Below are 21082 nucleotides of genomic sequence, written 5' to 3'. Positions count from 1 at the left end.
TGTCGTAGACAACTGTAAACGAAGTCTTTAGTCTCGTGGAATGACCGAACGCGGCCGAAGTGCCGACCCACGCGCCGAACGGGTCCACACCCGACTGCGTGAGGCCGCGTTCGCGCTAGCGCACGAGTATCCCGTCGAGGCGATCACCGTCGGCGATCTCGTTGCCCGGGCCGGGGTCAGCCGTCAGGTGTTTTATCGGCACTTCCGTGACCGCGACGACGCGGTGGCGCAAGCTTTCTCGCATGCGTTCGGCACGATCGCCCAAGTCGAGCACGACGACGCCCGCGCACGGATCCAGGACCTCTTCGGCTTCGCGGCCCGGCATGAACGGTTGTGCCGCCACGTCGCCTCCAGCACCGTGCACCAGCACGTGCTGGCCGCCTACCGCGACGCGCTCTTGACGCCTTGCCGCCAGATCTCCGAACAGGGCATGACAGTCCTGGACATCGTGTCTGACGTGCCTGCCGAGTCGGTCACCCGGTTCCTGGTGGGCGGGCTCATGGAGGTGCTGCGGTCCTGGATGGAAGACGACCACGTCACCGATCTCCGAGCCCGGGTCAGCGCGGCTCTCGACACCGTCGACGCGCTGCTGGGCATCTCCTCACCGACGAAAGGCTCCACCCATGGGTAGACATCACGTCCCCGAAATCCCGCCGGTGCGTGATCGTTCCGCATTGCGCATCACCGTGCTGGCTCTGACCGCCTTGACGGTTTTCGTGCTCGCCATGGTGGCCAGTTATGCCGGGGCATTCGCGAAACCGACGTTGCATCACATGACCGTCGCCGTGTCGGCGCCCCAGCCGATCGTCGACGGACTGCGTGCCCAAGATGCGCTGTCGGTCAACGAAGTCGGCGACGCCGCCGCAGCCAGAGCCCAGGTGTACGAGCGCGTTGCCGACACCGCGTTTTCGGTGACCTCCGATCACCAGCTGACCGTCTACGTCGCCGGCGGCGGTGGCCGCAGTACCGCGGCCGCCGCCGAGAGCGTCGGCCGCGCCGCCGCCGAACGCGCCGGCCTCACCACCGTCGTCGAGGATGTCGCCCCGACCACCGCCGCCGACCCGTCGGGCACCGTCGAGTTCTACGCGGTGATCTTCCTGTCGATCGGCGCATCGCTGGGTGCGGCGCTGCTCGGCCGGCTGATGGGCAGCGTCCGCACACCGGCCACCTTCGCGTTGCGCACAGCGTCGCTGGCCGTGTTCTCGACGGTGCTCGCCGGTGTCGTCACCGCCTACGTCGGGCCGGTGCTCGGTGCCCTCACCGGGCACACCTGGCAGGTATTCGGCGGGCTGTGGCTCTATGCGATGGCAGTCGGTGGTGCGATCACCGGCGTCGCGGCCGCCTTCGGGTCCGCCGCTTCGATCGCGCTGGGAGTCTTCCTGGTGGTCGTCGGCAACGCGGCCGCCGCCGGTCCGGTCGGCCGGCCGCTGCTGTCGAGTTTCTACGCCACGTTGACCGCCGTGGTGCCGCAGGGCTCCGGTGTCTCGCTGCTGCGCAGCATCTCCTATTTCGGCGGCAACGGCGCGGCCACTCCCCTGGTCACGCTGGGGATCTGGGCCGGCGCCGGCTGTTTTCTCGCAGTTGCCGCCATCGCCGCGCGGCTGAATTATCGTGCCTGGTATGAGCGCCGAGCCGGGCACCGCCGAGCCGTATTACGACCTCGGCTCCTTCCATCGGCCGACTGACACCCCATCGCCCGCCGCCCAGGTCTGGTTCGACCGCGGCATGGTCTGGTCCTATGCGTTCAACCATGAAGAGGCGATCCGCTGCTTCGAGCGCGCCCTCGAGCTCGACCCCGACTTTGCGCTCGCACACTGGGGCATCGCCTACGCCGTCGGCCCGAACTACAACAAGGGCTGGGAAGCCTTCGACCCGGTGGATCTCGCGGCGTCGCTGCAGCGGGCGCGGACCGAACTCGGCTTGGCCGCACACGGCCGGGCGACCGCCGTCGAACGCCGCTTGATCGCCGCGCTGACCGCCCGCTTCCCCACCGAGGACCCCGCTGACGCCGAGGCGCTGCAGGCCGGGCACAGCGCCTACGCCGACGCGATGTCGGCTCTCGCCCAGGACTATCCGGACGACATCGACGTGGCCACGCTGGCGGCCGACGCGTTGGTCAACGTGACCGCGTGGGCGTTGTGGGACAGCCGGACCGGTCAACCGGCACCCGGGTCGCGGGTGGTGGAGGCCAAACGCATCCTCGACGACGCGCTGGCCACCCCGGCCGGGCGTGACCATCCCGGCGTTCTGCACCTCTATCTGCACACCATGGAGATGTCGGCGACTCCCCAGGACGCGTTGCCCGCAGCGGACCTGCTGCGTGGACTGGTGCCCGACGCCGGCCACCTGCGGCACATGCCAAGTCACATCGACGTGCTGTGCGGCAACTACCACGACTCGGTGACGGCGAATGTGGCTGCGACGACGGTCGATCAGCGCTTCGTCGAACACCGGGGCCCGTTGAACTTCTACTCGCTGTACCGGGCGCACAACCTGCACTTCATCGTGTATTCCGCGATGTTCGAAGGCAATTCGACGGTGGCGCTGCAGGCCGCCGACGAGCTCGCCGGCCAGCTGACCCCCCAATTGCTGGCCATCGACTCGCCGCCGATGGCGGACTGGCTGGAAGCGTTCGTACCGTTGCGGGTGCACGTGCTGGTGCGGTTCGGCCGCTGGAGCGAGCTGATCGCCACGCCGCTGCCCGACGACCCCGCGCTGTACTGCACCACCACGGCCACCATCCACTACGGGCGCGGGGTGGCGCACGCCGCGAGCGGCCACCCGGACCGGGCCGCCGCCGAACGGGAGTTGTTCGCCGCTGCCTACGACCGCATCCCGGAGACCAGATATCTGTTCAACAACACCAGCCGCGATATCCTGGCCGTCGCAGCGGCGATGCTGAACGGCGAGATCGATTACCGCGCAGGACGATTCGATGACGCCTTTGCGCATCTGCGACGCGCGGTCGACCTCGACGACAACCTGCCCTACGACGAACCGTGGGGCTGGATGCAGCCGACCCGGCACGCCCTGGGCGCCCTGCTCCTCGAGCGGGGCCGGGTCGAGGAAGCCGCCCAGGTGTACGCCGCCGACCTCGGGCTGGACCCCACGCTGAGCCGCCCCTGCCAGCACCCCGGCAACGTGTGGAGCCTGCACGGATACCACGAATGCCTGACCCGGCTCGGCCGCGGAGCCGAAGCGGCCATCATCGGCAAACAGCTCGAGCTGGCCTCCGCCCGCGCCGACGTGCCGATCGAAGCGTCCTGCGCCTGCCGGCTGCAGGCGCACTGCTGCGACTGACTCAGGCGAACGCGACACGTCCGGGCCGCAAGTGCACCAGTCCGACCGTAGACTCCGGCTGTGGCGGTCACCGACGACGACCTGGCATTCCTGCGCCGATGTGTCGAACTCGCCCGCGAGGCGCTCGACGACGGGGACGAACCTTTCGGTTCCCTGCTTGTCGATCCTCAGGGTTCGGTCCGGTTCGAAGACCACAACCGGGTCAAGGACGGCGACGCCACCCGTCATCCCGAGTTCGCGATCGCCCGCTGGGCGGTGGCGCACCTCACCCCCGAGGAGCGGGCCCGCTGCACCGTGTACACCTCAGGCGAGCACTGCCCGATGTGTGCCGCGGCGCATGCCTGGGTAGGCCTCGGGCGCATCGTCTACGCCGCGTCGGGGGCGCAACTGTCCCGATGGCTGCAGGAATGGGCCGCGCCAGCGCCACCGGTCGCGGCGCTGCCGATCACGGCCGTGGCGCCGGGGGTGGACGTGCACGGACCGGCCGAGGAGTTGACCGAGGAGATGAAGGCGTTGTACCAGAGGGCGTTTCGACCGTGACCGACCATCGCTCACGCGAGGAGCCGAAGTGACCGATCCCGGCTGGGTGGAACACGTCATCTGGTGGCAGATCTATCCGCTGGGGTTCGTCGGCGCCTACCCGGCCGACCCTGCCCCGGGACCGGACGGGCACCGGTTGCGCCGGGTCGTCGACTGGCTCGACTACGCGGTCGAGCTCGGCGCGTCCGGGGTGGCGTTGGGCCCGGTGTTCGCGTCGCGCACCCATGGTTATGACACCACCGACCACTACCGCATCGACCCGAGGCTCGGTGACGACGAGGACTTCGACCACCTGGTGGCCGAGGCCGGCAAGCGCGGACTGCGGATTCTGCTCGACGGGGTCTTCAACCACGTGGGCACCGAGTTCCCGCGCTACCGCGAGGCCCTGGCCGGCGGTGACCGGTCGTGGTTCCGCGCTCGGGGCGACGGGTTCGCCACGTTCGAGGGGCACGACGGGCTGATCGCACTGAACCACGGCAACGCCGAGGTCATCGACTACACCGTCGAGGTGATGGAGCAATGGCTGGACCGCGGCGCGCACGGATGGCGGCTCGACGCCGCGTACGCCACCCCGGACCGGTTCTGGTCGCAGGTGCTGCCGCGGGTGCGGCAGCGGCACCCCGACGCGTGGATCGTCGGCGAGGTCATCCACGGCGACTACCAGGCGCGGGTGCGTGACTCAGGGTTCGATTCGGTTACCCAGTACGAGCTGTGGAAGGCCATCTGGAGCAGCCTCAACGACGGCAACTTCCACGAGCTGGACTGGGCACTGACCCGGCACAACGAGTTCCTCGACAGCTTCGTGCCGATGACGTTCATCGGCAACCACGACGTCACCCGCATCGCCAGCCGGCTCACCGACCCCCGGCATGTCGAGCAGGCGCTGGTGCTCCTGCTGACCACCGGCGGCACCCCCAGCGTCTATGCCGGCGACGAGGTCGCCTACCGCGGGGACAAGGAGGAGAGATTCGGCGGCGACGACGCCGTCCGGCCCGAATTCGGTTCGCCGTTCGACGGAGTCGGCGAGCACGGGCACCAGATGTTCCGTTCACATCAGCACCTGATCGGGTTGCGACGCCGGCACGCGTGGCTGCATACCGCCAGGACCACGGCGCTGCGCGTCACCAACACCGGATACGTCTACACCTCCCGTCACGGCGGTGGCGAGCTCGTCGTCGCGCTCAATGTCGCCGACGATCCGCTGCCGGTGCCGCTCGCGGACTTCGGGATCGGTCGTGCCGAGGTGGTCGCAGGGTCCGGCGCACCGCCGGCCGAGATCGTCACCGACACCGCGGTGCCGCCGCACGGCTGGCTGATTCTGGCGCCACGGTAAAGGTCAGCCGAGCAGCTCCAGCGTCGCGGGATCCTCGTGGCCGTCGTAGAACGCGTCGAGCACGGTGCGGAACACCCCGTCCCCACCGGCCCGGGCGAACAGCGTCATCGACGACCGCACCTTGAGATCGTCGGGATGTCCGAGAATGGTTGTCGCCGAATGCCCTTGGTGAGTCATCAGTAGCGTCGCGCACTCGCGCAGGCGCGGACCGAGCACCGGATGGCTCAGGTAAGCCCCGGCCTCCTCCAGCGAGGAGATACCGTATCGCTGCGCGGTGGCGCTGCGGCCGAGGCCGCGCAGCTGCGGGAAGATGAACCAGATCCAGTGCGAGCGCTTGCTTCCGGCGCGGAGTTCGGCCAGCACCGCGGGGTAGACCCGCTGCTGTGCGGTCACGAAACGTTCCAGATCGAACGGGTCATCGGAATCGGCCATCGTCTTCTCAGGCTGGCACGCCGGGGTCCGCTCATCAACCTGCGGTGAGTCCGGCCCGAGTCGCAATCGTTGCCCAACCGCGATATGGGTTCGCCGTGTCGGGGCGGTATGGGCTCAGTTCCAACGTGTTTCATTACGACTGCAAAGCGACGGCAATTTTGCGAGCTGTACGAGACTTGATGAGAAAGGTGGGTTGGTTGCCGTTATGAAGTTCACAGAGAAGTGGCGGGGTACCGCAAAAGCGGCGATGCGCAGGGTGGCGGTCGCCGCCTTGGCCGCCGTTGCGATGCCCGGGCTGATCGGCTTCGCCGGGGGTTCGGCAACGGCAGGAGCATTCTCCCGTCCTGGTCTTCCCGTCGAATATCTCGACGTGTTCTCCCCGTCGATGAACCGCAACATCCGCGTCCAGTTCCAGGGCGGTGGGCCGCACGCGGTCTACCTGCTCGACGGCCTGCGCGCCCAGGACGACTACAACGGCTGGGACATCAACACTCCCGCGTTCGAGTGGTTCTACCAGTCCGGCCTGTCGACCGTCATGCCCGTCGGTGGCCAGTCCAGCTTCTACAGCGACTGGTACCAGCCGTCGCGGGGCAACGGGCAGAACTACACCTACAAGTGGGAGACGTTCCTGACCCAGGAACTGCCCGCGTGGCTGGAGGCCAACCGCGGGGTCTCGCGCACCGGCAACGCCGTCGTCGGCCTGTCGATGGCGGGCAGCGCGGCGCTGACCTACGCGATCTACCACCCGCAGCAGTTCGTCTACGCCGGTTCCCTGTCGGGCTTCCTGAACCCGTCCGAGGGCTGGTGGCCGATGCTGATCGGGCTGGCGATGAACGACGCGGGCGGCTTCAACGCCGAGAGCATGTGGGGCCCGTCCTCTGACCCGGCGTGGAAGCGCAACGACCCGATGGTCAACATCAACCAGCTGGTGGCCAACAACACCCGCATCTGGATCTATTGCGGCACGGGCACCCCGTCGGACCTGGACTCAGGCACCCCGGGCAACAACCTGATGGCCGCTCAGTTCCTCGAAGGGTTCACGCTGCGGACCAACATCAGCTTCCGTGACAACTACATCGCAGCCGGCGGCACCAACGGTGTCTTCAACTTCCCCACCTCGGGCACCCACAGCTGGGGGTACTGGGGTCAGCAGCTGCAGCAGATGAAGCCGGACATCCAGCGGGTCCTGGGGGCTCAGGCGACAGCCTAGCCACCCACCCCACACCCAGAGAGCCTGCCGTTTCCCCCGAGCGGCAGGCTCTCTGCCGTCGGGTCACCGGTCATAGCCGTGTCCGGACGTCGATGTCCTCGCCGAACTCGTCGAGCATCGCGTCGGTGAGCGTCGGTCGGGTCTCGGCGATCGCGGCCAAGTAGTCGGCGGTGCACGCAGGTTCGCCGCGCCGGTGTTCGATCTCACGCTCGAAGGCGCACTGGGCGCCCTTTCGGGCCGCGAATTCGATGTCAGCCGGGGTGAACATGTGAGTGGCCTCGACGAGCTCGTCGACAGCGACGGTGGCGGCGTTGACACCGAGGTAGCGATTCCAGATCGCCGTGCGCGCGGCGTCATCCGGCGGACCGACCGGGATGATGTAGTCGAATCGGCCGGGACGTAGAAACGCCGAGTCCAGGGAGCGCACCGAGTTCGTCGCGCAGATCAGCAGCCGCTCGTCGTGCTGACGGAACGTCGGGATCAGTTTGAGCAGCTCGTTGGTGACCCCGTGGGCGGGGTCAGACGGGATCCCTGAGCGCGATCCCGCGATCTCCTCGACCTCGTCGATGAAAACCACGGCGGAGTCGAGTTCGTTGAGGTTGGTGAACACCTCCCGCAGCGCGGTGGGCATCGCGACGTCCGGGGCGGCCAGCCGGGAGGGGAAGATCTCGACGAATGGCCAGCCCAGGCGGCCGGCAACCGCTTTGGCGAAACTGGTCTTTCCCGTTCCCGGCGGACCGAACAGAATGACGGCCTTAGGCGGCGACACGCCGTATCGCTCCGCCAGATCCGGCTGGGCCAGCGGCAACACGATCCGGCGCTCGATCAAGCGCTTCTCGGTTTCCATGCCCGCCATGCCCTCCCACAGCCCCGGACCCATCAGCTGACCGCCCAGCGCGGACAGCAGGCCGGCATCTGAGGCCCCGACGTGATCGATCTTCTCGAAGAAGCACAGGTCGGAGCGTTCGGTGTATCCCGAATTGCGCAGCGCGGCTGTGCCCGTGGCCTCGGCATGCAACAGTCCACTGATGCGTCGCGCTCCCAGCGTCCGTAGGCGCACCTCCAACTCGGCGATCAGCGCGCTGCCGATGCCGCGGCCACGCCATCGCTCGCTCAGCGCCATCATCGAGATCCAGGCCCGATCACCCGTGACCTGCGCGACGGCCATACCCACCAGTTGATCGCCGACGACCGCGACGACGGCTGGCTGCCCCGAGCGGGCGGCCGCGATCACCTCTGAGACCGGGAACGCCGGCGGCGGTTCCCCCGGTTCGCGGCTCTGGTCCCAGACCGAGATCGCCCGGTCGAGGTCGTCGTCGTGGAAATCGCGCAAACGCCATGGGGGCATACCGCACAGATCTACCCGGGCAGGTGCGGCACGGCATCACCCGTGCGGGTGGTCAGACCGGGGGACGGCACGGGGCGGGAACAAAACCACCGCCCACAAGGTTGAGCGCATAAGGTTCAACTTTGGAGGTTTAGTGCCTGAAGCTATACATACGCCGGGGGCCGTACCGGTCCTCTTCGCAAGCGAGCCGATCGTGCTGCCCGGCATGGTGGTGCAGATCGAGCTCGACGACGCCGCGCGTGCCGCGGTGGATGCCGCGCAGGCCAGCGAGACCGGCAAGCTCTTGATCGCACCGCGGCTGGACGACCGCTACCCCACCTCCGGCGTACTCGCGTCGGTGGTGCAGGTCGGCCGGGTTCCGGGCGGCGGAGCGGCCGCGGTGGTGCGGGGTGAGAAGCGTGCCCACATCGGATCCGGGACCACAGGCCCCGGCACCGCGCTCTGGGTGTTCATCGAGGAAGTGGCCGAGGCGGAAGTCACCGACGCCACCAGGGCGCTCGCCGCCGAATACAAGAAGCTGCTGCTGGCGATGCTGCAGCGCCGTGAGGCCTGGCAGATCGTCGACGTGGTCAACAAGATCACCGACCCGTCCGCGCTCGCCGACACCGCCGGCTACGCGTCGTATCTGAGCGACGTGCAGAAGCGGGAGTTGCTGGAGACCGCGGATGTGGACGCCCGGCTGCGTCAGCTCATCGACTGGACCGGGTCCCAGCTGGCCGAGGTCGAGGTCAACGACAAGATCGCCGAGGACGTCCGCGCCGGAATGGACAAGCAGCAGAAGGAATTCCTGCTGCGCCAGCAGCTGGCCGCGATCCGCAAGGAGCTCGGCGAAGGCGAGCCCGACGGTTCCGATGACTACCGGGCCCGGGTGGAAGCCGCCGACCTGCCGGAGAAGGTGCGCGAGGCCGCGCTGCGCGAGGTCGGGAAGCTGGAAAGGTCCAGCGAGCAGAGCCCCGAGGGCGGTTGGATCCGCACCTGGCTCGACACCGTGCTGGACCTGCCGTGGAACGTCGTCACGGAGGACTCGTCCGATCTGACGATGGCCCGAGAGATCCTCGACGCCGATCACCACGGGCTCGACGACGTGAAGGACCGCATCGTCGAATACCTGGCTGTGCGGGCCCGCCGCGCTCAGCGCGGAATGTCCGTCGTCGGCGGTCGCGGCTCCGGTGCGGTGATGGTGCTGGCCGGTCCGCCCGGTGTCGGCAAGACGTCGCTCGGTGAGTCTGTCGCCCGCGCGTTGGGCCGTAAGTTCGTGCGGGTCGCCCTGGGCGGTGTGCGCGACGAAGCCGAGATCCGTGGGCACCGCCGCACCTATGTCGGCGCGTTACCCGGCCGGATCGTGCGGGCCATCGGCGAGGCGGGATCGATGAATCCCGTTGTGCTGCTGGACGAGATCGACAAGGTCGGCTCCGACTACCGGGGCGACCCGGCGGCCGCACTGCTGGAGGTGCTCGATCCTGCGCAGAACCACACGTTCCGGGACCACTACCTGGATCTGGATCTGGATCTGTCCGACGTGGTGTTCCTGGCCACGGCCAACGTGATCGAGAACATCCCGCAGGCACTGCTCGACCGCATGGAGCTCGTCGAGATCGACGGGTACACCGCCGATGACAAGCTCGCGATCGCACGTGACTTCCTGCTGCCGCGACAGTCCGAACGGGCCGCGCTGACGACTGACGAGGTCACGATCACGGAGGCCGCGCTGCGTAAGATCGCCGCGGACTACACCCGTGAGCCCGGTGTGCGGCAGTACGAACGGCTCCTGGCCAAGGCGCTGCGCAAGGTCACCACCAAGCTGGCGGCGCGCGTGCGAGGAGCACAGGAGGGTTCCGAACCCGGGCCGATCGTCGTCGACGAGCCGGATCTCGTCGAGTACCTGGGCCGTCCGCGGTTCTTGCCGGAATCGGCCGAACGCACGGCGGTGCCCGGCGTCGCGACCGGGCTGGCGGTCACCGGCCTGGGTGGCGACGTCCTCTATATCGAGGCGGGCGCCACTGACGGAGAGCCAGGGTTGCAGCTGACCGGTCAGCTGGGCGACGTGATGAAGGAGTCCGCGCAGATCGCGCTGTCCTACGTCCGCTCGCACGCGGCGCAACTCGGCGTCGACCCGAAGGCGCTGGACCGCCGGATCCATGTGCACGTGCCCGCGGGCGCGGTGCCCAAGGACGGTCCGTCGGCCGGCGTGACGATGGTGACGGCGCTGGTGTCGATGGCCACCGGTCGGCAGGTGCGCGCCGATGTCGGCATGACCGGCGAGGTCACGCTGAACGGGCGAGTGCTGCCGATCGGCGGAGTCAAGCAGAAGCTGCTGGCTGCGCAGCGGGCCGGATTGTCGACGGTGTTCATCCCGCACCGCAACGAGGCCGACCTCGACGACGTGCCGGCCGAGGTGCTCGAGGCGCTGGACGTGCGTCCGATGACCGACGTCGCCGAGATCGTCGCGCAGGCCTTGGCGCCGGCGGGCGACACGCAGGTGGCCGCCGCCTAGGGCGGCCACCGGCGGGGGTTTCCGCGGAGTGGATTCGGGAAAGCCGTGCCGGCATGGCCACGTCGGCACAGGAACAACTCGTCGAGCGTCTACTCGGCCGCGCCGGAACCACGTACGCCGAGGAGGCCGGGATCCGGCTGCGGGACAAACCGATGCCGCTGTTCCAGCTGCTGTTGCTGTGCATGCTCGCCAGCAAGCCGATCGACGCCGCCATCGCCACCCGGGCGGCCCGCGAGATGTTCCGCGCCGGGCTGCGCACCCCGCGTGCCGTGCGCGACGCCGAGCGGTCGGCGCTGATCCATGCGTTCGGACGGGCCCGCTACGTCCGCTACGACGAGAGTTCTGCCACCCGTGCGGTCGACATCGCCACGATGATCGACCAAGACTACGCGGGCGACCTGCGGCGGATGGCCGTCGCCGCCGGCCGTGACCCCGACAAGACCAAGCACCTGCTGACCCGGTTCAAAGGCATCGGCGACACCGGCGCCGACATCTTCCTGCGCGAGATCCAGGACACCTGGACCTGGGTGCGGCCCTACTTCGACGATCGGGCGGTCACCGCGGCGGCCGCGCTGGGACTGCCGCGCGACCCGGACCGGCTGGCGGCGCTGGCGCCGAGGCGGGCCGCGAACCTGGCCGCCGCGCTGGTGCGGGTGTCACTCGACGGCGAACTGCGTGACGAACTGCGATGAGCGACCGCCGGGCATGGCAGGCTTGGACACCGACATGCATCCCCTTCTCCGCGCCACGCTGCCCGTGCTCGTCGTCGCCGGCGCCGCCTGCTCCGGTCCGACCGTGATCACCACCGACGACGGAACCCGGCCCCCAGCTCCCGCTGCGCAGTCCCCGACCTCGACCACCAGACCCAGCAATGCCCACCTGGCCAACGCCCACGACTTCCTCGCCGAGGTCGACGGCCGGACCGGTTACTACTTCACCTCCCCGAGCGGGCGGTGGGAGTGTGCGATCGTTCCCCGCGTGCGGGCGGGTTGTCAGAACGCGCAGAACGCCGCGAGTATCGGGGTCAGCGCGGCACCCGAGGAGGTACCCGGCGACGACGGCGAACCCGGCACACCGAACGCCGTCGTGGTGGACCGTGACTCCGACCCGAGTTTCATCGCGCTGGAGGCGCCCGCGTTCGGCCTCGACTCCGAGCCGGCGACCGCGCTGCCGTTCAACCGGATCCTCGCCGCGGCCGGATTCCGGTGCAATGTGCAAGAGGCGACCGGTATTTCGTGTCTCTCTGAGACCAGCGGCAAGGGTTTCACCTTCTCGGCGGACACCTACGTGCCGCGGTACACCGATGTGCCCGCCGACGCCCCGTGACCAGGGTTACCCCATGCCTATTCCAGCGACGCGGTACCGTCCGGGTGCACCCGCACCGCGGCGCCGGCGATGTCCTCACGCACCGTGACCTCGGCGCCTGCAGGGTCGGTGATCACCGCCAGCGCCCGGGCGTCGTCGGGCGTGCGCACCGCCAGGAACGCTTTCTCCGGTGCGCCGTCGCGGTCGACCGGTGTGGTCCAGGACTCGACGGTGCCGACCCCGGTCCACTCCACCGCGGCGCGGCGGGTCGGCTCCCGGTCGACCTCGGATTGCACGTCCTGCCAACGAAATTCATGTGACGGCGGCTCGGTGCCGTACACGCCGAAGCTGTGCTTGGTCAGGTAGCCGCCGTTGGCGGTGATCAGGCCGCGGCGTCCGGGTTCGGCGGCGAGCCGCTCGGCCATCGTCGCGATCGAGTGGGTGACGTAGTTGTTCCACGGTCCGCCCGCGAACGTCAGGCCGCCGGTGACCGTCAGCGGCCGCGCCGGATCCCCGACCGGCAGGCCCAGCTCGGCGGCGGCCACCTGGACAGCTGACGGGAAGCACGAGTACACGTCGATCAGGTCGATGTCGTCGACGGTGGTGCCGGCCAGTTCCAGCGCCCGCCGGCCCGCGATGCGGATGGCCGGCGAGGTGTGGAACTCGGCCCGCTCGGCGATGGCGTAGGTGTCGTGGGAGTCCGCTCCGGCGTAGGGGAAAACCCAACGCTCGGTAGGGATCTGGAGATACCGGGCCTTCTCGGCCGAGGCCAGGATCAGCACCGCCCCCTGATCGACCATGTTGTTGGAGTTCATCAGCTTGGTGTACGGCCAGCTGATCATCCGGTTCTTCGGCGACGGCTGCCAGATCTCCTCGGCGGTCAACGCGTCGCGGCTCCACGCATGCGGATTGTCCGCGGCCACCGCCGAGAACTGCGACCACAACCCTCCGATGCGCCTGCGATGCTCGTCGGGTGATTCCCCGGCGGCGATGCGCACCGCCTGCTCGAACATCGGGTAGACGTAGGCCGGTCGGTCCAGGTTGATCCGCATGTCGGACGGGCCCGCCATCGGCACGCCCTCGTCGGCCCCTGGCGGCACCGGCACCGATTCGTCCTGCTTGGTCCACGCCGGTTTGCGGCCCGCGGCGCGCAGCCGGGTCCGGGTACGCCACGTCTCGGCGCCGGCGATCAGCACCACGTCGGCCCGGCCCTGCTGAATGTCCAGGCACGCCAGGTTCACCAGGGTCTGCGGCACGTTGCCCCCGATGCCGGTATAGCGCGTCGTCGCCTTGTCGGCCCCGATGCGTTGCGCCAGCAGTAGTCCGGGGTCGCGGTAGCGCCAGGACAGCAGATTGACGACGCGGACCGCGTCGACGGCCTCCAGGACCCGGGGGTCGGCCGCCTCGCGGGCCGCCGCGGCCATCAGGTCGATGGGCTCGACGCCGGGATCCTCCTCGTGCTGGTTGACCTGGCCGTAGCCGACGAGGACGGGCGTCCTGGGATCGATGGGCATCTAGGCGGGGGCCTTTCGCTCAATGGGCTGATGGGTGAACAACGCGCCGGCGGCGACCAGGTCGTCGACGTGCGCGGGGGTCATGCCGAGCACGTCCCGGCAGATCTCGGCGGTGTGCTCGCCCGGCATGGGAGCCGGGCCCGAACCGGCGCGTGGGATCCGGGCCAAAGGCGCCGGCGCGGTCTCGGCCGGCATCACCGGCTCGACCAGCGGATGGGTCATCGGGCGCAACAGCTTCCGGGCCCGGATCTGCGGGTCGGCGAGAACATCGGCCGCGCGGTACATGGGCGCGGCGGGGATTCCCGCCTCCTGCAGGCGCCGGGCGACGCCGATGTTGGTGCGGCTGCGGGTCCACCGCGACACCGCGTCGATGAGTGCGGCTCGGTCGTCGGGCAATCGCGGGATCCCGAGCAGGTCCGCCAGCGTCGCACGGTGTGCCGCGGTGCGCAGCGAGATCACACACCACTCGTCGTCCCCGGCGCACGGGAACACCGCGTCCATGTCCTCGCCGAGACGGACGGGAAGGCCTGCACCGGTAGCCGTTTCGACAGCGAAGTGTTCGGCCAGCTGACTCATCGCGGCCTCGGCCTGGGAGATGTGGACATGACCGCCGGTCCCGCCGGTCAACGCGCGCCGGATCAGGGTGGCCAGCGCGGCGATCGCGGTGAGCCTGCCGACGAGGTGGTCGGGAAAGACCGTGGTCGCATCGTAGGTCGCGCCGGGCGCCGCATCCGGGGACGTCCACAGCCGCGTGACGCCCGAGGACGCCCGGACCAACGGCCCGTAACCCATCCGCGCGCTCCACGGACCGCGATCGCCGAACGCGCTGCTCTCGGCCAGCACGATGCCCGGATTGAGCGCCCGCAGCCGCTCGTAGCCGAAGCCCAGGGAGGCAAGGGTGCCGGGCCGGAAGTTCGCGAACACCGCGTCGGCGCCTCCGACGAGGCGGCGGAACACCGCCGCGCCGGCCGGGTGGCGCAAATCGAGCCCGAGGCCGCGCTGGTTGCGGTGCGCGAGCGCCCACGACCGGCTCATCAGCGTCCCCGGCGTGGTCTGGCGTAACCCGTCCGGATAAGCCGCGCTCTCGATCTTGATCACGTCGGCGCCGAAATCCGCGAACAGCCGGCCCAGCTCACCGCCGGCCACGATCACCCCGAGATCGAGGATGCGCAGTCCCTCGAACGGACGGGCGCCGGCGGCTCCGGACGCCGGCGCAGGCTCGACCCGGTGCCGCCACTCGGCGATCTCGACGGACTCCGGCCCGTGCCGGTACCCGTGGTGCATGCCGTCCACCACCAGCGCGCCCCCCGGCCTGGCCCTGCGCGACGAGCTCGGCCCTGGTCTGGGTGGCGAACAGGGCGCCGATGGCGGCGTTCAGCGTGCGCGACGCGGCATACCTGGCGGCGATCGTCTCGAACTGCGGTCCGGCGAACTCCTCGGGCCGCCCCAGCCAGTCCCACATACTCCGCCACTGCCGCGGCGACAGCAGGCACAGCCGCACCTGCCCGTCACGGCATTCGACGATCGGGTAGATCTGCTGGTTACGTGGCCGTCCACGCCACAACCGGTCGGGCGACTTCACGCCGACCACGGCCTGGCCCTCGGTGCCGAACGGCGGATCCAGCGCCTGCACGACGGCCTCGAAGCGCGAGGCGTCGATGAATTCTCCCCTGCCGCAACGCAATCTGTCGAAGTACGCGACCAGTGCGGCCCAGGCCGCCTGCGCCGCCGCGGTGCCCGACGCGACACCGCGAGGGGGCAGCACCGGCGTTCCCGTTGTCGGTCCGGTCCGCGAGAGCGCCGAGGACATCGCGTAGAGCACCGCGTCGGTGGCGCGCCACCGTGCGTACGGACCGGTGGTGCCGAAGTCGGTGACCGACACGACGACCAGGTGCCCGAACCGTGCCGCCAGTTCCTGCCCCGACAGTCCGAAAGCCGCTGCGATGCCGTCACTTCCGGATTCGGCATGTCCCGACTCCACGACGATGTCGGCCGCGGCAGCGAGGTCCGTCAGCCGTCGGCGGTCCGCGCCGCTGCCCGGATCCAGCCGGACGCATCGCTTGTTCGCGTTGTTCACGGTGAACCCGACCCCGACGCCGTCGACCGCCGGCGCGGCGGTCCGGGTCCTGGACCCACCCGGGGGTTCGATCTTCAGCACGTCGGCGCCGAGGTCGGCCAGGATGCGGCTCACGGCGTCGGCGTCCCCGGACGCCAGGTCGAGCACGCGCAGCGACGGCAGCAACGCACCCTCGGACATCCGAACACGATAACGGTGCGCAAAAGATTAACGCGCACGCCATCGGGTACGGGTTGACTGGACCTCGATGCCGAGTTGGATGAAGAGATGACTACCACGACCACAGCCGATACCTCCCCGATCGCATGGAAGACCATGGAACGCCGTCCGCTCAGCGACGCGGAGATCGATCAAGTGGACCGGTGGTGGCGCGCCGCCAACTATCTGTCGGTCGGTCAGATCTATCTGCTCGACAATCCGCTGCTGCGCACGCCGCTGAGCCGCGACGACGTGAAGCCCCGATTGCTCGGGCACTGGGGCACCACGCCGGGGCTGAACTTCCTCTACGCCCACCTCAACCGGGTGATCAAGGAACGGAGCCAGTCGACGATCTACGTGACGGGCCCGGGACACGGCGGCCCCGGCCTGGTGGCCAACACCTACCTCGACGGCACCTACAGCGAGATCTACTCCGACGTCACCCAGGACGACGAGGGACTGCGCCGGCTGTTCCGCCAATTCTCCTTCCCCGGCGGCATCCCCTCGCATGTCGCGCCGGAGACCCCCGGGTCGATCCATGAGGGCGGCGAACTGGGTTACGCGCTGTCGCACGCTTACGGTGCGGCATTCGACAACCCGGACCTGCTGGTGGCCGCGGTGGTCGGCGACGGCGAGGCCGAGACCGGGCCGCTGGCGACCAGCTGGCATTCCAACAAGATCTCCAACTCCGCGCACGACGGCGTGGTGCTGCCGATCCTGCACCTCAACGGCTACAAAATCGCCAACCCCACGGTGCTGGCCCGCATCCCCGAAGACGAGCTGCGCGCGCTCATGGTCGGATACGGTCACCGCCCGTACTTCTTCGAAGTCCCCGACGACGAGGGCGGGCCGGGCGTGGATCATGCCGATGCCCACCGGCGCTTCGCCACCCTGCTCGACGACGTCCTCGACGAGATCGCCGCCATCAAGGCGAGGGCCCGCGCCGGTGACGAGTCCCGCCCGATGTGGCCGATGATCGTGTTCCGCACACCCAAGGGCTGGACCGGTCCGGCCACCATCGACGGCAAGAAGACCACGGGTTCGTGGCGGGCCCACCAGGTACCGCTGGCCAGCGCCCGCGACACCCCGGAACACCTCGCGGTGCTCGCCGACTGGCTCGCCTCCTACCGCGCCCACGAACTCTTCGACGACGACGGGAAACTGATGCCCGACATCGCCGAGCTCGCGCCGCGAGGGCAGCTACGGATGAGCGACAACCCGCACGCCAACGGCGGGCTGCTGCTCAAGGACCTCCGGCTGCCCGATTTCCGTGAGTGCGCCGTCGACGTCCCGGCACCGGGAGCGACGGTGGCCGAGGCGACCCGGGTGCTCGGCCAGTGGCTCACCGGGGTGATCCGGCTCAACCCCGACAACTTCCGCATCTTCGGCCCGGACGAGACGGCGTCCAACCGCCTGCAGGCCGTCTACGACGCCACCGACAAGCAGTGGAACGCCGAGTTCTTCGGCCCGGAGGTCGACGAGCACCTCGCCCGGGTGGGCCGGGTGGTGGAGGTGCTGTCCGAGCATCAGTGCCAGGGCTGGCTGGAGGGCTACCTGCTCACCGGCAGACACGGGCTGTTCAACTGCTACGAGGCGTTCATCCACATCGTCGACTCGATGCTCAACCAGCACGCCAAGTGGCTCAAGGTCACCAACGGCATCCCGTGGCGGCGGCCCATCGCCAGCCTGAATTATCTGCTGTCCAGCCACGTCTGGCGGCAGGACCACAACGGGTTCTCCCACCAGGACCCCGGCTTCATCGACCACGTGGTCAACAAGAGCGCCAAGGTGGTGCGGGTCTATCTGCCGCCGGACGCCAACACGCTGCTGTCCACCTACGACCACTGCCTGCGGTCCCGGCAGTACGTCAACGTCGTGGTGTCGGGCAAGCAGCCCTCACCCAACTTCCTGACCATGGAGCAGGCGGTCGCGCACTGCATCCGCGGCGTGGGCATCTGGGAGTGGGCCGGTTCGGAACAACTGGGGACCGATCCCGACGTCGTGCTGGCCGCCGCCGGGGACATCCCCACGCTGGAGGCGCTGGCCGCCGCCGACATCCTGCGTCGGCACCTGCCGGATTTGTTGGTGCGGTTCGTCAACGTCGTCGATCTGATGCGGCTGCAGGACCCGACCGAGCATCCGCATGGGCTGTCCGATCGCGATTTCGACGTCATCTTCACCACCGACCGCCCCATCATCTTCGCCTATCACGGCTATCCGTGGCTGATCCACCGGCTGACCTACCGCCGGGCCGGGCACGACAACCTCCATGTCCGCGGATACAAGGAGGAGGGCACCACGACCACCCCGTTCGACATGGTCATGCTCAACGATCTGGACCGGTATCACCTGGTGATGGACGTGATCGACCGGGTTCCGGCCCTGGGTTCGCGGTGCGCGACGCTGCGGCAGCAGATGGCCGACAAGCGGATCGCCGCGCGTGAATACACCCGCGCGTACGGCGACGACATCCCGGAGGTGAAGGACTGGGTGTGGCCCGCCGCGCGCGAATCGGGCTTCGGCACAGCCGGCAGTGACGCCACCGCGTCCACCGGGGGGGACAACGAATAGCCGGTAAGCTGGTGCGGTTATGTCAGATGCCGTCGCAGCCTCCGCCGAGCCGCACCCCGTGGTGGCCCAGCTCGCCGCGCTGCATCACTTCCGGATCTATGTCGACATCGCGGTCGTCGTCGTCGTTTTGGCGCTGACCAACCTGCTGGCTCACTTCACCACCCCGTGGGCCAACGTCGCCGTGGTGCCCGCCGCCGCGCTGGGACTGCTGGTGTTGATCCGCTCGCGAGGGCTCGGCTGGTCGGAACTGGGGCTGGGCCGCGAGCACTGGAAGTCCGGCGCCGGGTACGCCCTGGGCGCGGTCGGTCTGGTCGGGACCGTGATCGCGATCGGGGCGCTGCTGCCGTGGACGCGGCCGATGTTTCTGAACAACAATTACGCGACGCTGTCCGGTGCGCTGATCGCGTCGATGATCATCATCCCGCTGCAGACCGTGATCCCCGAGGAGCTCGCGTTCCGGGGCGTGCTGCACGGCGCGCTGGACCGGGCCTGGGGCTGGCGCGGCGTCGCCGCGGCCGGCTCTGTGCTGTTCGGGCTGTGGCACGTCGCCACCTCGCTGGGCTTGACGGCCAGCAACGTCGGGTTCACCAAGATCCTCGGCGGCGGGGTGTTCGGGATGGTCGCCGGGGTGGTCGGCGCGGTGCTGGCGACCGCGGCCGCCGGTTTCGTGTTCTCCTGGCTGCGGCGCCGCAGCGGCAGCCTGATCGCGCCGATCGCGCTGCACTGGTCACTCAACGGACTGGGGGCGCTGGCCGCCGCACTGGTGTGGCACCTGTCATGACCTGCCGGGTGGCCGGGGCGGACTAGGGCGTGTCTGCTTAATGTGAACGATGTTGTGCCTGATGCTGTTTAAGTGTTACGGACTGATGTGATTTCTGATGACTTGTGGTCGGTGATTGAGCCGGTACTGCCTTCGGGTCGACGGCGCGGGCGGCCGTGGAACGATCATCGGGTGACGCTGGAAGGAATTATCTGGCGTTACCGGACTGGATCTCCGTGGCGCGATCTGCCCGCGCAGTTCGGCGCCTGGCAGTCGGTGGCTGAACGTCACCTGCGGTGGTCCACCGACGGCACCTACGCGCAGATCTTCGCAGCGATCTCCCGTGACATCGATGTCGATGACGCTGACGCTGAGCTGGTCGAACTGCTGCTGGCGGTGGATTCGACCAGCGTGCGTGTACATCAGCATGCCGCTGGTGCCCGCCCTGGTCGCCACACAGGGGGATCTGTCGAATTACAACAAACACCCCGATGAGCCCGATGACCATGCCATCGGCCGTTCACGCGGCGGGCTGACAACGAAGATCCACGCGCTGGCCGATCAACGCTGCAGCGCGGTCACCATGGCACTGTCGCCGGGGCAAGCCGGCGACAACCCGATGCTGTGGCCACTGCTGACTGCCCATCAGGGCCCAAAGTTTCGGCTACTCGCCGATAAGGCGTACTCCCATGACTCGACCCGAGCCCGACTGCGCCAGCTCAAAATCGCCCACACCATTCCCGAGCGCAGCGACCAGATCGCCCGCCGAAAGAGCCGGGGAAGCAAAGGCGGACGGCCACCGGCGTTCTCCGGGCGAATCTATAAGCACCGCAACACCGTCGAGCGATCCTTCAACCGCTTCAAGCACTGGCGAGGTATCGCCACCCGATACGACAAATACGCGCTGAGCTACCTCGGGGGCGTCACCCTAGCTGCGATCATCATCTATCACCGCGTCCGCAATTAACAGACACTACCTAGACGACCAGCACGGCCGCCCCGGCGACCCGCCCGGCGGCCAGGTCGCCGAGCGCCTCGTCGGCGCGGTCGAGCGGATACCGCGGATGGGTGACCTCGAGCCGGTGCCCGGCGGCGAAATCGAGAAACGCCTGCGCGTCGGCGCGGGTGTTCGACGTCACCGACCGCATCTGCCGCTCCTGGAACAGGTGTCGCTGATAGTTGAGCACCGGGATGTCGCTGAGGTGGATGCCGGCGATGGACAGCGTGCCGCCCCGGTCCAGGGCCGCCATCGCGGGCAGCACCAGATCGCCGACCGGGGCGAAGAGGATCGCCGAATCCAGCGGCACCGGCGGCGGATCCGCGGGCCCCTGCGCCGACGCTGCGCCGAGCTCCAGCGCGAGCTCGCGGGCTCGCTGCCCCCGGGTCATCACATGGACCTCGGCTCCCTGAGCCAGCGCCACCTGCGCGGTCAGGTGCGCGCTGCCCCCGAATCCGTAGATGCCCAAGCGCCCGCCGGGCGGCAGGGCAGCACGCAGCAACGCCCGATACCCGATGATTCCCGCGCACAGCAGCGGAGCCAGCTCGGTGTCGGCGTAGCCGCCGGGCAGGCGCAACGCGAACGCCTCCGGAACCGTCGCGTACTCGGCGTAACCGCCGTCGGCGTCCCACCCGGTGTACCTGGACTCCGGGCACAGGTTCTCCCGCCCGCTCACGCAGTATCGGCAGGCCCCGCAGGTGTGGCGCAGCCAGGCGATACCGACCCGGTCGCCGACCGCGAAGCGCGGTGCCGCCTGCCCCTCCGGCGACGCACCGGTCTCGACAACCTCTCCCACCACCTCGTGGCCGGGGACCACCGACGGACGGTGCACCGACAGGTCGCCCTCGGCGACGTGCAGATCCGTCCGGCACACCCCGCACGCCCGCACCGCGACCAGCAGTTCACCGGGTCCGGCCCGCGGCGCCGGCACGGTCACCGAGACCAGCGGGCGTGTCGAGATCGGACCGGGTGTGCGCACCTGCCATGCGCGCATCACGGGTCC

Annotated in this window: 15 protein-coding genes and 2 pseudogenes; 12 read left to right on the top strand and 5 right to left on the bottom strand. The window is 69.1% G+C overall.

Annotation, left to right across the window (positions count from 1 at the left end; genetic code table 11):
• Positions 1–40: 40 nt before the first annotated feature.
• The 5 genes from KXD97_RS23290 to KXD97_RS23270 are packed head-to-tail and all read left to right on the top strand — an operon-like array spanning position 41 to position 5173.
• Positions 41–631 (top strand): TetR/AcrR family transcriptional regulator, encoded by a 591-nt coding sequence (locus KXD97_RS23290; RefSeq protein WP_260752747.1) that lies wholly within the window; start codon positions 41–43, stop codon positions 629–631.
• A complete protein-coding gene (locus tag KXD97_RS23285; protein ID WP_260752746.1) occupies positions 624–1685 on the top strand; it encodes a hypothetical protein in 1062 nt (353 codons plus the stop codon). Before KXD97_RS23290 ends, KXD97_RS23285 begins: the two co-directional genes overlap by 8 nt.
• Positions 1621–3300, top strand: a complete 1680-nt coding sequence (locus tag KXD97_RS23280; protein WP_260752745.1) for a tetratricopeptide repeat protein — start codon at positions 1621–1623, stop codon at positions 3298–3300. Before KXD97_RS23285 ends, KXD97_RS23280 begins: the two co-directional genes overlap by 65 nt.
• Positions 3301–3360: 60 nt before the next feature.
• Positions 3361–3840, top strand: coding sequence for a nucleoside deaminase (locus KXD97_RS23275; protein WP_260752744.1), 480 nt, complete (start codon positions 3361–3363; stop codon positions 3838–3840).
• A 28-nt stretch (positions 3841–3868) separates the two neighbouring features.
• A complete protein-coding gene (locus tag KXD97_RS23270; RefSeq protein ID WP_260752743.1) occupies positions 3869–5173 on the top strand; it encodes an alpha-amylase family glycosyl hydrolase in 1305 nt (434 codons plus the stop codon).
• Between the two features lie 3 nt (positions 5174–5176).
• Here the strand turns inward: KXD97_RS23270 and KXD97_RS23265 are convergent, their stop codons facing one another.
• Positions 5177–5605 carry a DUF1810 domain-containing protein gene (locus KXD97_RS23265; RefSeq protein ID WP_260752742.1) on the bottom strand — a complete coding sequence of 143 codons (429 nt, stop codon included), beginning with the start codon at positions 5603–5605 and terminating at the stop codon, positions 5177–5179.
• Between the two features lie 205 nt (positions 5606–5810).
• On the opposite strand from KXD97_RS23265, the gene KXD97_RS23260 reads away from it, so the two are divergent.
• Positions 5811–6815, top strand: a complete 1005-nt coding sequence (locus KXD97_RS23260) for an esterase family protein (RefSeq protein ID WP_260752740.1) — start codon at positions 5811–5813, stop codon at positions 6813–6815.
• Between the two features lie 70 nt (positions 6816–6885).
• On the opposite strand, the gene KXD97_RS23255 is transcribed toward KXD97_RS23260, so the two are convergent.
• Positions 6886–8163, bottom strand: a complete 1278-nt coding sequence (locus tag KXD97_RS23255; protein WP_260752736.1) for an ATP-binding protein — start codon at positions 8161–8163, stop codon at positions 6886–6888.
• Positions 8164–8368: 205 nt separating this feature from the next.
• Here KXD97_RS23255 and lon point away from each other — a divergent pair, with 205 nt between their 5' ends.
• The 3 genes from lon to KXD97_RS23240 are packed head-to-tail and all read left to right on the top strand — an operon-like array spanning position 8369 to position 11983.
• The gene (lon, locus tag KXD97_RS23250) at positions 8369–10657 is read left to right on the top strand and encodes an endopeptidase La (protein WP_396885495.1); all 2289 of its coding nucleotides are present in this window, start codon (positions 8369–8371) and stop codon (positions 10655–10657) included.
• Positions 10658–10710: 53 nt separating this feature from the next.
• Positions 10711–11349 (top strand): endonuclease, encoded by a 639-nt coding sequence (locus KXD97_RS23245; protein ID WP_260752734.1) that lies wholly within the window; start codon positions 10711–10713, stop codon positions 11347–11349.
• A 13-nt stretch (positions 11350–11362) separates the two neighbouring features.
• Positions 11363–11983, top strand: a complete 621-nt coding sequence (locus KXD97_RS23240; RefSeq protein WP_260752733.1) for a hypothetical protein — start codon at positions 11363–11365, stop codon at positions 11981–11983.
• Positions 11984–12000: 17 nt separating this feature from the next.
• On the opposite strand, the gene KXD97_RS23235 is transcribed toward KXD97_RS23240, so the two are convergent.
• On the bottom strand, positions 12001–13476 hold the full coding sequence (locus tag KXD97_RS23235; protein ID WP_260752731.1) for an acetyl-CoA acetyltransferase: 1476 nt from the start codon (positions 13474–13476) through the stop codon (positions 12001–12003).
• Positions 13386–15733: pseudogene (locus tag KXD97_RS23230) on the bottom strand (CoA transferase). The gene KXD97_RS23235 and the pseudogene KXD97_RS23230 overlap by 91 nt, the downstream one beginning before the upstream one ends.
• A gap of 87 nt (positions 15734–15820) precedes the next feature.
• On the opposite strand from KXD97_RS23230, the gene KXD97_RS23225 reads away from it, so the two are divergent.
• The 3 genes and pseudogenes from KXD97_RS23225 to KXD97_RS23215 all read left to right on the top strand — a co-directional run bounded on the left by KXD97_RS23225 (position 15821) and on the right by KXD97_RS23215 (position 20049).
• Positions 15821–18322, top strand: a complete 2502-nt coding sequence (locus KXD97_RS23225) for a phosphoketolase (protein ID WP_396884549.1) — start codon at positions 15821–15823, stop codon at positions 18320–18322.
• A gap of 19 nt (positions 18323–18341) precedes the next feature.
• Positions 18342–19103, top strand: coding sequence for a CPBP family intramembrane glutamic endopeptidase (locus KXD97_RS23220; RefSeq protein WP_260752730.1), 762 nt, complete (start codon positions 18342–18344; stop codon positions 19101–19103).
• 72 nt (positions 19104–19175) lie between these two features.
• A pseudogene (locus tag KXD97_RS23215) lies at positions 19176–20049 on the top strand (IS5 family transposase).
• Between the two features lie 10 nt (positions 20050–20059).
• Here the strand turns inward: KXD97_RS23215 and KXD97_RS23210 are convergent.
• Entirely contained in the window at positions 20060–21073 is a 1014-nt protein-coding gene (locus KXD97_RS23210; protein ID WP_260752729.1) for a zinc-binding alcohol dehydrogenase family protein, read from the bottom strand.
• Between the last annotated feature and the right edge of the window lie 9 nt (positions 21074–21082).

It is taken from the genome of Mycobacterium sp. SMC-8, from assembly GCF_025263565.1.
Taxonomy (GTDB): Bacteria; Actinomycetota; Actinomycetes; order Mycobacteriales; family Mycobacteriaceae; genus Mycobacterium.
This window is presented reverse-complemented; position numbering and strand designations above follow the sequence as displayed.

Bases quoted from the DNA above. Each gene is read 5' to 3' on its own strand.
- KXD97_RS23280 (WP_260752745.1), top strand. From the start codon at position 1,621: ATGAGCGCCGAGCCGGGCACCGCCGAGCCGTATTACGACCTCGGCTCC.
- KXD97_RS23225 (WP_396884549.1), top strand. From the start codon at position 15,821: ATGACTACCACGACCACAGCCGATACCTCCCCGATCGCATGGAAGACC.
- KXD97_RS23290 (WP_260752747.1), top strand. From the start codon at position 41: ATGACCGAACGCGGCCGAAGTGCCGACCCACGCGCCGAACGGGTCCAC.
- KXD97_RS23245 (WP_260752734.1), top strand. From the start codon at position 10,711: ATGGCCACGTCGGCACAGGAACAACTCGTCGAGCGTCTACTCGGCCGC.
- KXD97_RS23240 (WP_260752733.1), top strand. From the start codon at position 11,363: ATGGCAGGCTTGGACACCGACATGCATCCCCTTCTCCGCGCCACGCTG.
- KXD97_RS23210 (WP_260752729.1), bottom strand. From the start codon at position 21,073: ATGCGCGCATGGCAGGTGCGCACACCCGGTCCGATCTCGACACGCCCG.
- KXD97_RS23285 (WP_260752746.1), top strand. From the start codon at position 624: ATGGGTAGACATCACGTCCCCGAAATCCCGCCGGTGCGTGATCGTTCC.
- KXD97_RS23235 (WP_260752731.1), bottom strand. From the start codon at position 13,476: ATGCCCATCGATCCCAGGACGCCCGTCCTCGTCGGCTACGGCCAGGTC.
- KXD97_RS23220 (WP_260752730.1), top strand. From the start codon at position 18,342: ATGTCAGATGCCGTCGCAGCCTCCGCCGAGCCGCACCCCGTGGTGGCC.
- lon (WP_396885495.1), top strand. From the start codon at position 8,369: ATGGTGGTGCAGATCGAGCTCGACGACGCCGCGCGTGCCGCGGTGGAT.
- KXD97_RS23260 (WP_260752740.1), top strand. From the start codon at position 5,811: ATGAAGTTCACAGAGAAGTGGCGGGGTACCGCAAAAGCGGCGATGCGC.
- KXD97_RS23265 (WP_260752742.1), bottom strand. From the start codon at position 5,605: ATGGCCGATTCCGATGACCCGTTCGATCTGGAACGTTTCGTGACCGCA.
- KXD97_RS23255 (WP_260752736.1), bottom strand. From the start codon at position 8,163: ATGCCCCCATGGCGTTTGCGCGATTTCCACGACGACGACCTCGACCGG.